This window comes from Ignavibacteriota bacterium, assembly GCA_016707525.1.
In the GTDB taxonomy this organism is placed as follows: domain Bacteria; phylum Bacteroidota; class Ignavibacteria; order UBA10030; family UBA6906; genus JAGDMK01.
Window position 1 is genome coordinate 271,882 of record JADJHP010000004.1, and the last position, 11,664, is coordinate 283,545.

The 11,664-nt window shown below is 61.4% G+C and carries 9 protein-coding genes; 4 read left to right on the forward strand and 5 right to left on the reverse strand.

Annotated elements, in window-relative coordinates; all coding sequences use genetic code 11:
- Positions 1 to 6: 6 nt before the first annotated feature.
- From IPI01_09115 to IPI01_09130, 4 genes are all read right to left on the reverse strand, one after another.
- Positions 7 to 1,074 carry an efflux RND transporter periplasmic adaptor subunit gene (locus tag IPI01_09115; GenBank protein MBK7257944.1) on the reverse strand — a complete coding sequence of 356 codons (1,068 nt, stop codon included), beginning with the start codon at positions 1,072 to 1,074 and terminating at the stop codon, positions 7 to 9.
- A gap of 107 nt (positions 1,075 to 1,181) precedes the next feature.
- Complete coding sequence (locus IPI01_09120; protein MBK7257945.1) at positions 1,182 to 2,426, reverse strand: dipeptidase; 1,245 nt, start codon at positions 2,424 to 2,426, stop codon at positions 1,182 to 1,184.
- Complete coding sequence (locus IPI01_09125; GenBank protein ID MBK7257946.1) at positions 2,423 to 3,418, reverse strand: Gfo/Idh/MocA family oxidoreductase; 996 nt, start codon at positions 3,416 to 3,418, stop codon at positions 2,423 to 2,425. Before IPI01_09125 ends, IPI01_09120 begins: the two co-directional genes overlap by 4 nt.
- A 125-nt stretch (positions 3,419 to 3,543) precedes the next feature.
- On the reverse strand, positions 3,544 to 4,035 hold the full coding sequence (locus IPI01_09130; GenBank protein ID MBK7257947.1) for a ferritin: 492 nt from the start codon (positions 4,033 to 4,035) through the stop codon (positions 3,544 to 3,546).
- A 178-nt stretch (positions 4,036 to 4,213) separates the two neighbouring features.
- On the opposite strand from IPI01_09130, the gene IPI01_09135 reads away from it, so the two are divergent.
- From IPI01_09135 to IPI01_09150, 4 genes are all read left to right on the forward strand, one after another.
- Positions 4,214 to 4,534 (forward strand): PAS domain S-box protein, encoded by a 321-nt coding sequence (locus tag IPI01_09135; GenBank protein ID MBK7257948.1) that lies wholly within the window; start codon positions 4,214 to 4,216, stop codon positions 4,532 to 4,534.
- 151 nt (positions 4,535 to 4,685) lie between these two features.
- Complete coding sequence (locus IPI01_09140) at positions 4,686 to 6,653, forward strand: response regulator (GenBank protein MBK7257949.1); 1,968 nt, start codon at positions 4,686 to 4,688, stop codon at positions 6,651 to 6,653.
- Positions 6,654 to 6,743: 90 nt separating this feature from the next.
- Positions 6,744 to 8,690 carry a T9SS type A sorting domain-containing protein gene (locus tag IPI01_09145; protein MBK7257950.1) on the forward strand — a complete coding sequence of 649 codons (1,947 nt, stop codon included), beginning with the start codon at positions 6,744 to 6,746 and terminating at the stop codon, positions 8,688 to 8,690.
- 2 nt (positions 8,691 to 8,692) lie between these two features.
- The gene (locus IPI01_09150; GenBank protein MBK7257951.1) at positions 8,693 to 9,508 is read left to right on the forward strand and encodes an SDR family oxidoreductase; all 816 of its coding nucleotides are present in this window, start codon (positions 8,693 to 8,695) and stop codon (positions 9,506 to 9,508) included.
- Between the two features lie 82 nt (positions 9,509 to 9,590).
- Here IPI01_09150 and IPI01_09155 read toward each other — a convergent pair whose 3' ends face one another.
- Positions 9,591 to 11,663, reverse strand: a complete 2,073-nt coding sequence (locus IPI01_09155) for an insulinase family protein (protein MBK7257952.1) — start codon at positions 11,661 to 11,663, stop codon at positions 9,591 to 9,593.
- Position 11,664: the final 1 nt, after the last annotated feature.

Sequence of the window (11,664 nt, forward strand, 5' to 3'; positions counted from 1 at the left end):
AATGCGTTACTCCACGGACGTGAGTTGTACGGGGAGTCCGGGGGCAAGCTGCAGGATGCCCGTCGTAATGACGGTATCACCGGCCTGCACTCCCTTGAGGATCTGTACCCGGGTATCGGTGCGGACCCCGATGGCGACCGGTACCGCAACGGCCATTCCCTCCTTCACAAGAAAGACCTTCTGGCCGCCGAGTTCGGGGATGAGCGCCTGGCTGGGGACAAGGAGAGCGTCTTCGAAGCGCTGGAGTTCCAGCGTCACCTCCGCAAAGCCGCCGGGCAGGAGCCGGCCCCCGGGGTTCGCGGCCATGGCCCGGACCTGCAGGGTGCGCGACTGCGGGTCGATCTTCGGCTCGATAGCGAAGATCTGGCCGGAGTAGACCTCGTCCGACCCGGCACGCGTGAACCGGACAGACTGCCCGACCTGCACCACCTGGGCATAGCGTTCGGGGACAGCGAAATCGATCTTGACCCGTTCCAGATCCTGCAGACTGGCGATGCGCGTCGTGGAGGATACATAACTCCCTTCGCTCACATAGCGCAGGCCGATGACACCGTTGAACGGTGCCCGGAGATCGGTCTTCTCGAACCGGGCACGGTTGTACGCCAGTTCCGATTTGATGGAGTTGAGTTCGTTCAGCGCGATCTCATAATCCTCGGGACTGATATTCTGCTTGTCGAAGAGGAGGCGGCGCCGGCGTTCCTTCTCTTCCGCCAGCTTCACCTGGGATTCCAGCTTCTGCATCTGCGCGTGCAGCTCGTCGCCGTTGATCTTCACGAGCAGATCGCCCTTCTTCACCCGGCTCCCCTCGCGAAAGATGATGCGGTCGATCTTCCCGGCGATCTCGCTCCGGAGTTCCACTTCTTCCGTCGCCAGGATCGTGCCTGTCGCACGGATGGCATTCGTGAGCGGCCCGGGCCGGACCACCATGGCGGTCACGGGCAGGCGTACGTCCTTCTGGCCCGCACCACCACTGGACCGATCGGCCGAGGAGAACAGCTTGAGCCTGGGGCTGAACAGAAGTGCAACGAGGAGGAGAACTCCTCCGATAAGTACGTAGCGGGTTCTGGGTTTCATATTCACTTCACTATGGATACGCGTATCATGAAAGGTACCAAGAGCCACTCCGAAATGCAACGCCACGAATCGAATAGGAACCTTCGTGAGGCAACGGGCGCCGTCCATCAGTGGGATGGCCCCGAAGCAACGCGCGTCACCGCGTCCCATACCCGGAGGAAGTTCCCGCCACACACCCTGGCGATCGCGTGCTCATCATAGCCGAGGGCGAGCAGTTCTGAGAGAATGGCAGGATACCCCGAGACATCCTTCACATCCACCGGAAGGTCATCTCCCAGTCCTTCGAAGTCGGACCCGAAGCCGACGTGATCGATGCCGGCGATCTTCACGACATGGTCGATGTGCCCCGCGATGTCTTTCGCAGAGGCATACGGTATCCCGTGTTCCTTCCGGTACCGGCGTACATAGGCCACCGCGGCTTCATCGAGGGAATGCAGGTCGTGTTCGCGCATGTATGCGCTGATCTCCGGCCCCGCCCGCGCCATCAGTGTCCGGAGCGAATCCACAAGGAACGTGGACCCGAAGTTGATCTGCACGACGCCTCCCGCGGCTGCGATCGTCCGGATCATGTCGTCGCTCATGTTCCTTTCGAACCCCGGGGTGAATGCCCGGCAGGATGAATGCGACGCGATCACCGGCGCCCGGGAGCGGCGCACGGCCTGGTAAAAGGCGCTGTCCGACATGTGCGACACATCGACCATCATCCCCACGCGGTTCATGGCGTCGATGACGTCGCCCCCGAATGGGCTAAGGCCGTTCCATCGATGCGTCGTATCGAACGAGGCATCGGCAAGTGTGTTCGCGCGGGTGTGGACCAGCGTGATGTACCGGACCCCGCGGCCGAAGAAGAAACGCACGTTCGCGGTATCCCCTTCCAACGGGATCCCATTCTCCATCCCCAGCGCGAACAGGACCTGCCCCTTTCCCGCAGCAGAACGGATCTGTGCGGTCGTGGGCACCATCCGGAATTTGTCCGGCCACAGCTTCGGTAACCCTTCCGTGAACGCGATCTGGCGGAGTGCGTATTCCTTCGGGCTCCCGGTGCCTTCGATGCGCTGCGGCGTGTACACGGCGCACACCGCGACATCCAGCCCCCCCTCCATCGCCCGCACATGATCGAAATCGGTCGAGGTGTTCCGGATGCTGATATCGGCCATGCGGGCGGTGAGACGGTATGGAATATCGAGATGCGCATCCAGCACGAGGAGGCTGTCGGCGAGCCTCCGCGCACGGTCCATGCGGACATCGCGTGCGGTCCGTTCCACCGACGAGCAGGAAGCGAGTACGAGCGCTGCGACCGTCAGGGTCAGAAGGGCGAGTACCGCCCTGCCGGGGAGTGACGGTCCGGTCATCCGATCTCCAGCGCGCGGTTCAGGATACGTTGGTTCGCGAGCCCATTCTCGCCCGGCGAGAGAAGCGTGGCCCCTGACCGGACAGCGTCCACGAGGTTCGTGATCTCCTGGACATACAGATTCGGGATATCGAAGACCTCTTCACGGGAGGGAACCGGATGCGAGTCCTTCCCCCCATCGATCCTGAGCGTTGCGCTGATGGAGCCGACCGTGAACTCATCCGCACGCAATCTCCCTTCGGTTCCCATGATCTCGATGTCCTTCCGGCGCACCGGCGCATCATAGGAGCAGAAGATCGATCCGATCGTGCCACCGGAGAACTTCATCGACAGATGTCCGCTCTTCTCGGTGGCGGAGGCCGTGGGCTTCGGATCGAGCACGGCCTGGACGGTCACGACCTCATCGTCGAGGACATAGCGGAGTGTATCGAGACAATGGACACCGACGTCGAACACCGGCCCGCCGCCGGCCACCGGCCGGTCCAGCAACCATGCGCGCTTCGACAGCCGTCCGTCATAGACAAAATCCGCGCGCGCAAAGACGATGTGTCCGAGCGCACCGGACATGACGATCTCACGCATGCGCTGGACCATCGGGGAGAAGCGGATCATATGGGCGACCATCAGGTGCACCTTATGCTCCGCGCAGGCAGCGATCATGGCCTCGGCCTCCTGCACCGAGCACGCCATCGGCTTTTCCACAAGCACATGTTTGCCCGCCCTCGCGGCAGCGATCGTTTCCGCACAGTGTGCGCCGTTGGCCGAAACGATGAACACGGCATCGACATCGGGCAGGGCGCACAGCTCTTCCGCGGTCGAGCATGCATGCGGGATACCATGTTCCCGCGCTTTCGCGTCGGCATCGGCCCGGGAACGCTTCTGCAGCGCCACCGGGACGGCCACGGGGCACTGCTGCATCGCGGGGAGGATGGCTCGTTCGGCAAAGGAACCGAACCCCAGGATGCCAAAGCGGACGGGATGGTGATCACTCATGGCATGGATCTTTCAGCTGAACGGTAGTAGATTGACGGGTCGGAGGGGATGAGGGATCGCTATGGACGGGAAGCGGGTACGGGGGGACGCGCACGTGCGCATCCCCCGGCCCGGTGACTCACACATCACTTTGCACGCATGCCCAACTGCCGGTCGAGCATGAACAACGGCGTGCCCGTCTCGCCCAGCATGGTCAGCTGATCGATCACCATCGTGGCATTCTTCTCTTCTTCGATCTGCTCCTTGATGAACCACTGAAGCTCGATCTGGGTCGCATAGTCGTTCTCTTTGATGGCAATCGCGTACAGGCTATTGATGAGCGCGGTCACTTTCTGCTCATGGGCGAGCACATCCTTGAACACGGCAAGCGGCGACGCCCACTCCGTCTGCGGCTTCTCGATCGCTCCGAGGACCACACGGCCTTCCCGGTCGTTCATATAGCCGATCAGCTTCTGCGAATGTTCAAGTTCTTCCGTCCATTGCATGGTGAGCCACTTGGCACATCCGGACAGATTCTTGGATTCGCAATGCTGCGCCATTGCGAGATACAGGTATGCGGACTGGATCTCGTTCTTGATCTGTTCGTTGATGGCGTCCTGAATTGTCTTGCTGAGCATGGGTCGGGGTTCCTGAGTGTTTAACGGGGGATAGACTGAGGTAAGCTACCAACTCACCGGCGAAAAGTCAAATAGTGATCCTGAACTCCCCCTTTTTCCTTGCACGAGACGGGCTTCTCGCGTATATTGCGGCAGGAAGGCCTCCTTTCGCACGATGTCCATATCGCTGCAGGGACCCATGTCAGAGAGAAAATCCTCGATCGACAACACCCCGGCCGCAATGGGGAGCATGTCCGGTGAGACCACTCTCCGGTTCCTCCTCTCGGTCTTCCACTCCTCCCCCAATGCCGTTTCGATCTCAGACCTCGAGGGCAATCTCCGGCTCGTGAACAGTCGTGCACTGCAATTATTCGGGCATGCGGACGACAGTGACGTCATCGGCCGGAGTATCTTCGCGTGGATATCCCCTGAAGATCATACCGTGGCCCGCGAAGCCCTTCAGCAACTCACGACCGAGGGGGAGGGTCACACAACAGCGCCTGCAGCTTCGCCGCCGTGATGGATCCACATTTTCGGGAGAGGTCAGATCCACGCTCGTCCGCTCCACGATCGGCGGCCCGACATACCTGCTCTTCTCCGTCGAGGACCGGACGGCCCAACACCAATATGAAAGTGCTCTTCAGGCGATCCTGAAGGGAACATCAGCATCCGTGGGAGGTTCGTTCTTCCACTCGTTCATCCGGGAGCTTTCGGGCATTCTCGGGATGCGGTACGCATTCGTCGGCCGGGCGCTTGAAGGGAGCCCGGCCAGGATCCGCACGCAGGCACTCTGTATCGACGGGGAGGTCCGCGATTCCTTGACATTCGACCTGTCCGGGACTCCATGCGAGGTCGAGGGTGAGGACGGGCTGGCCTTCTTTCCTCAGGGGGTCAGAGAACGCTTTCCTGCCGCAGGCTTTCTCAGAGATTGGACCGCCGAGGCATATCTGGGAGTGACGTTGCGATCGACCGGCGGGCACTTCAAGGGCATCCTCGCCGTCATCCATGACCAGCCTGTCCATGATACGACCCTTGCCCGCTCCATCATCGGGATCTTTGCTGCGCGTGCTGCCGCGGAGATCGGGCGGCTGGAAGCCGATGAAGGACTGTGGGAGAACGAACTTCGCCTGCGGAGCATTATCGACCATGCACCGTTTGGCGCGCACATGTATGAGTTGAGCGGGGATGGCAGGCTCATCTTTGCCGGGCACAATCAGTCAGCAGACCGGATCCTGGGGGTCGATCATCATCATCTCGTCGGAATGACGATCGAGGAAGCCTGGCCTCCGCTTGCAGCCACGCAGATCCCGGAAGCATACAGGCGGGTTGCCAGGGGTGACGGGGCGTACGGTGAGAACGGCATCCAGTATGAAGCGGACGGTGTGAATGGAACATTCGAGATCAACGCGTTCCAGACGGGACCCAATCGCATGGCCGTCTTCTTTCGCGATGTGACGGAACGGAAGGCAGCCGAAGCCGCGCTCCGCGCCGCCAAAGAGAAGGCAGAATCCGCAGACCGCGCGAAGACCGCACTGCTGGGTAACCTCAGCCATGAATTCCGTACTCCCATCACGGGAATTCTCGGGATGGCCGACCTCCTGCGCGCGCGCGCCGTTGATCGCGACGCAGGCGAGGCCATCAATGCGATCGTTGATTCCGCCCACCGCCTGCATCAATCACTCGATGCGATATTGAAACTGGGCCAACTGGCATCGGGCATGGTGACGCCGGCGATGCGGGATATCGATGTCCGGACCAACGTCGAACGAGTTGTGGACTCTTTCCGTCATGCCGCTGCGACCAAAGGATTGGAACTACGAGCGGAGCACCAGGACAGGGCTGCCACCGCACATTGTGACAGCCAGATGTTGGACGACATCCTCCGGTATCTTCTCGACAACGCGTTCAAATACACCAAAACAGGGAGCATCGTGGTGCGGACCTCGATGATGAGGCTTCAGGGCAGCGACTGGTGTTCTCTCGAGGTTCAGGATACCGGCATTGGCGTCGCCCCGGAACACTACGAAACGATCTTTGAGGAATTCAAGCAGGTGAGCGAAGGCTACGGCCGCGAGTACGAAGGCAGCGGCCTGGGATTGACATTGGCGCGGCGCATGACGGTGTTGCTGGGTGGATCGCTGAGCGTCACGAGCCATCAGGGGACAGGATCGACCTTCACTCTCCGGTTGCCTTCGGCCCAGGCACCGGTCGCAGCGGGAACCGTGAGCCCGGACCGTGCCACGAAGGTGGGACCCGCTCCTGTCCACCCCGGGCTCCCCCGGGTCCTCATCGTTGAAGACAACTTCATCAACAAGACCGTGATCGCCGAATTCCTGAAACACATGTGCAGCACCGATCATGCGCGCGACGGGAAGACCGCCATTCAGATGGTCCGCGACCAGAGCTATGATGCGGTTCTCATGGATATCAATCTCGGCCCGGGATTGAACGGGATTGAAACCACAAAGATCATCCGCGGGATCCAGGGCTATAAGGACACCCCCATCGTGGCTGTCACCGGATATACGTTGCCTGGAGACCGGGAGCGCCTGCTCGCGGAAGGGCTCAACGGCTACATCCCAAAGCCATTCGGGAGGGAAGATATTCAGAACTCTCTTCGCGAATTCCTTCGTCGGTGAACCAGACCCACGCGCTGCCGATTCCGTCCGCTGGCCGAAAGGCCCTCACCTGCATTTGCAGAACGCCCCCGTCGTTGCTATCTTGACCTTATGAACCGCCGTCTCACAGCCCTGGTCCTCCTCTGCCTCAGCCTGTCCGGAGCACACGCCGGCAACGACGGGTGCTCCACCAAGGGGCAGTGGCTGGCGCGGACCTCCGCGGAGGCATCCACCGGAGATCCGGGCATCGACGTTACCTACTACCGATTAGGCCTCCGGCTCTCCCCGGGAACGTCGACCCTCCAGGGGGAGGTGCGGGTGACCGCAAAGGTCGTCGCAGCATCCATTACGGGAGTGACCCTGGACCTATCCGGGGAGATGGCCGTGGACTCCGTGAAGATGGGACGGACAACCCTGATGGTCACACGCTATCCAGAGAGTTTTCTGGCCGTACTCCCCGCCCCGGCGCTCGAGGGTGCGGTTGTCTCGCTGGATGTGTACTACCACGGGACGCCTGCGCCAACTGGATTCGGCAGCTTTGCATTTTCCGCGGTCGCTCAGGGGCCCTGGATCTGGTCGCTCAGTCAGCCGTACGGCGCACGGGATTGGTGGCCGTGCAAAGACCACCAGCTCGACAAGGCCGATTCGGCTGATATCATCGTTACCTGCCCTGCCGGCCTGAAGGTCGGGTCCAATGGCCTGCTCCGATCGGTCACGGACAACAGCGACGGCACCACGACGTACTTCTGGGCAGAGCGATACCCCATCGCCACGTACCTCATTTCGATCGCCGTCGGCCCGTTTGCCTCGTTCAGCAACTGGTACCGATACAGCGCCACCGATTCGATGGAGGTCCTGAATTACGTCCTCCCTTCGCATCTCGCCATCGCGCAACAAGAGCTCCCCAAGGCTGTCCCGATGCTCGAGATCTTCTCACGCCTGTACGGACAGTATCCCTTCCTGGAGGAGAAGTACGGCCACAGCGAGTTCGGCAGGGGCGGAGCGATGGAGCATCAGACCATGACCTCCACCACGACATTCGATGAGGACGTCGTGGCGCATGAACTCGCACATCAGTGGTTCGGCGATCTCATCACGTGCCGCACCTGGCAGGATCTCTGGCTCAATGAAGGATTCGCCACCTACAGCGAATCGCTCTACCGCGAGGCACGCTACGGCACGGCAGAGTACCACCGCATGATCCGGAGGCGCATGAGCAGCGCGTTCACCGCACAGGGCTCGCTGTTCGTCATGGACACCACAACGGTCGGCAACCTCTTCGCGTCCAACCGGGTGTATGCCAAGGGCGCCTGGGTGCTGCACATGCTCCGGCACGTCGTGGGGGATTCGGTCTTCTTCCGGGCGCTCCGGGCGTACGCGGCAGACCCGCGCTTTCGTTACGGTACAGCGTCCACCGCCGACTTCCAGGGCATATGCGAATCGGTCAGCGGGACCTCCCTGGCATGGTTCTTCAGCCAATGGATCTACGGGGAAAAGTATCCACGCTACACGCTCCGGTGGGAAGCACGTCCGGCCGCCGATCGCTTCATGATCGTCGGACAAGTGGATCAGGAGACCCGCACGACAACGCCATCGTTCTTTGTGATGCCGGTGGACATCAGATTCTCCAACGGATCCAGAGACACGACGGTGGTCATCCGGGCCGATCAGAAGTCGAAGGACTTCACCGTGGAACTCCCTTTCATGCCGACGGGTGCACTGGTCGATCCGGATCTCTGGATCCTCCGCGAAGTCGCCGACCCGGAGCCGTTGCTTCCTGTTGCATTGACGCTGGACCAGAACTTCCCGAACCCATTCAATGGCGCGACCTCGATCCGTGCACGCTTCCCGCAGCGCACCCCGGCGTCACTCGAGGTCTACTCTGTGCTCGGCGCACATGTCGTGACCCTCTTCGATGGCATTGCCGAGGCAGGAGTGCAGACCTGGCGATGGGAGGGGCGCGACGATCGCGGCAATGCGGTCGCAAGTGGCGTCTATCTTTACAGGCTCACTGCCGGAGCATCCACGCAGTCACGTTCCATGATCTACATGAGGTAAGCATGTACACCATCCCCCGCGGCACAGCGGTCATTACCGGGGCATCGTCCGGCATCGGAGCCGTCTTCGCCCGCAGGCTGGCGGCACGGGGCCACGATCTCCTCTTGCATGGCCGTCGGGAACCGCTTCTTGCGGCGTTGTGCCAGGAACTCTCCGCGAAGCATGGGATCCATGCATCGTACGTCCTCGCGGAACTTTCCCAGGAGGCCGGTGTGCACACCGTGGAAGAACGGATCAGGGCAGTCCCGGACCTTGCGGTCCTCGTCAATAATGCCGGATCCGGCTCGCTCGGAAACTTCACCGAAGAAGCCCTCGATGAGCATGCGGCACTCATTCACACCCACGTCCTTGCGGCGGTACGCTTCATGCATGCGGCGCTCGCCGGCATGCGCACACGGAACGCAGGGGCGATCATCAATGTGTCGTCGGTCGCAGGATTCATGATCGGCCCGCGCAATGCCGCCTATTGCGCCTCCAAAGCATTCCTGACGAGCTTCACGGAGTCGCTGCACCTGGAATTGCACGGGACCGGGATCCATCTGCAGGCGCTGTGCCCGGGATTCACCATCTCGGATTTCCACGCACGGCTCGGGTACGATACGTCGGGGGATTTCTTCAAGAAATTCATGACGGCGGAGGAGGTGGTCGACCAGTCGTTGCGGGCCCTCGAACGGGGGAAGGTGGTCTGTGTCACCGGCGCAAAATACCGGTTCGGGCTCCTTTTCATCCCACGGTTCGTTCCGCGGCGGGTGTTCTACTGGCTGGTGCGGGTGACGAGGGACGCAAAGTGGCTGCGGCACAGAAGGAAGAAGAATTAGCCAACAACAAAAAGGGAACGAGGCATCTCTCCTCGTTCCCTTCCGCCACTCTCCGCGGTCCGATCGACCGCAGGTATGCCGCTTACTTCCCTGCCGGCTTCACGAACAACGAATCCGCCACGCCGCCATTCACCGTGCACTTGTCCACGGTGAGGATGAACGTCGTCCCCATGACGGTCTGCTCGTTCTTGGTCGGAATCATCACGCCGCCGAACGCCTTGTAGTCGCTCAGGTCGGTCACCTGCTCCACCGGCCCACGGGGGGTATTCTTCACGGACGCTTCACGCACCTTCAGGAAATCCTTCACATCGAAGTAGTGCCGCGAGACGCTCCCCGACTTCGTCGTCAGCGTCACCTCGTAGCATTCCTTTCCCTTCACTTCCTTCCGGCCTGTCACTTCGGCCTTCACGCCGAACGCAGCCAGGGCGCCGTAGGATTCGATCGGCGCTTCTTTCTGAATGTCCTCGAGTTCCTCTCCCGCAAGGTCTTTCGACCCCATCGGGGACGACGTCCAGCCGGCCGTGCCGTTGAACACCTGCTTCTGGACCATGCCCATCATCGCCACTTCCTGATACAGGCTGGCGGGCGAGCGCTGAATGGTCCTGATCTTCATGTCCATCTCCTGGATCTTCCCGCTTACCTCGATGGTCCGGTCCTTGATGGCGGCATACTTCGCCGCTCCGCCGGTCCGCTCGATGAACTTCGCGAAGATCTGGTCCGCGGTCAACGTCACCGGGGCAGCGGCCTTTTCAGCGACAGGACCGCCCTCTTCATCATACAGCCGGACAGGCCCGAACGCGGCGAGTTTCTCCTTCACCTCCCGGCCTGAACCGACCACCGCCACCAGCATCTTATCAGGTGCAAGGTACTGGCGTGCCACACGCTGGACATCCTGCGGGGTCACCGCTGCAACGCGCTGCAGATAGGTACGGTAATGGTCCTTCGGCAAATTGTAGCGCTCGATGTCGATCGCATAGCCCGCCACGTCCTCCGCCTTCTCGAGGCTCTGAACGAACGCGCCGCTCATGGCGTTCTTCGCGCGGTCCAACTCGACCCCCTCCACCGCTTCGTCACGGATACGGTTCAACTCGTAGAAGATCTCGGTGATCGCACTGTCGGTAACGCTATTGCGCACGGAGGTCTGCGCCGTGAAATAGCCGACCAGTTCATCCGGGCCGGCAGCACTATACGCACCATAGGTGTAGGAGTGCTTTTCACGGAGATTGATGAAGAGCCGGGAAATTCCGCCGCCGAGGACCTTGTTCATGACGGTGACCGGCATGACATCAGGCGAAGTACGGGGAAGGGTGATGGTCTGGCCGACACGGATGGCCGACTGCACCGCACTGGAACGGTCCACGAGTGCCACCGCGCGTTGATCAAGCGGTTTCACGGCCGGGTACACCGGCTTGGGGACCGTGCCCTTCTTCCATGCACCGAAGTTCTTCTTCACGAGTGCCATCACCTGATCCCTCTGCACATCGCCGACCACCGCGAGGATCACGGCATTCGGCACGAACCAGGTCTTGTACACCTTCTGGCATGCGGCCCGGGTGATCCGGCCGATCGATTGTTCGCTCTCCACTTCCCCGTACGGATGTTTGTCACCGTACAGGATCCGCTTGCGAAGGAGGCTCACGATGGCATCGGGTTCGGACTTGCGCGCCTTGAGGCCCGACTGTGTCTGCATCACGAGCTTCTGCAGCTCTGCCTGCGGGAACGACGGGCGGAGGGTGACATCCGCAACGAGGTCGAACAATTTCTCGATGTTGCGCGAGAGGCCGCTGGCATCCACGCTCAGACCACTGGCACCCAGCGTGGCACCGATCCGGTCCACTTCTTCATCCAACTGGTCCTTGGACCGCTTGGTGGTCCCGGCACGCATGAGCTGGCCGGTCAGATCGACAACACCTGCCATCTCCTTCTCGAGGATCGGTGGCGCGTCGACGAGCAGACGGATCGCGACCGTCGGCAATTCATGGTTCTGAACGACGATGATGCGCATGCCATTCGCGGTGGTGATGACGTCATAGTCCGGGAATGCGGTCGCGGGCGCAGGGCCCGGACCGGGAATGATGCTCCGGTCCAATTGCGCATCGGCCCGTCCTGCTGCGAGCACCAGGACGGCAAGCAGTACTGCAAGAGTGGTTCTCATG

Coding starts and splice junctions, on each gene's coding strand:
- IPI01_09115 (MBK7257944.1), bottom strand. CDS start 1,074: ATGAAACCCAGAACCCGCTACGTACTTATCGGAGGAGTTCTCCTCCTC.
- IPI01_09120 (MBK7257945.1), bottom strand. CDS start 2,426: ATGACCGGACCGTCACTCCCCGGCAGGGCGGTACTCGCCCTTCTGACC.
- IPI01_09125 (MBK7257946.1), bottom strand. CDS start 3,418: ATGAGTGATCACCATCCCGTCCGCTTTGGCATCCTGGGGTTCGGTTCC.
- IPI01_09130 (MBK7257947.1), bottom strand. CDS start 4,035: ATGCTCAGCAAGACAATTCAGGACGCCATCAACGAACAGATCAAGAAC.
- IPI01_09135 (MBK7257948.1), top strand. CDS start 4,214: ATGTCAGAGAGAAAATCCTCGATCGACAACACCCCGGCCGCAATGGGG.
- IPI01_09145 (MBK7257950.1), top strand. CDS start 6,744: ATGAACCGCCGTCTCACAGCCCTGGTCCTCCTCTGCCTCAGCCTGTCC.
- IPI01_09150 (MBK7257951.1), top strand. CDS start 8,693: ATGTACACCATCCCCCGCGGCACAGCGGTCATTACCGGGGCATCGTCC.
- IPI01_09155 (MBK7257952.1), bottom strand. CDS start 11,663: ATGAGAACCACTCTTGCAGTACTGCTTGCCGTCCTGGTGCTCGCAGCA.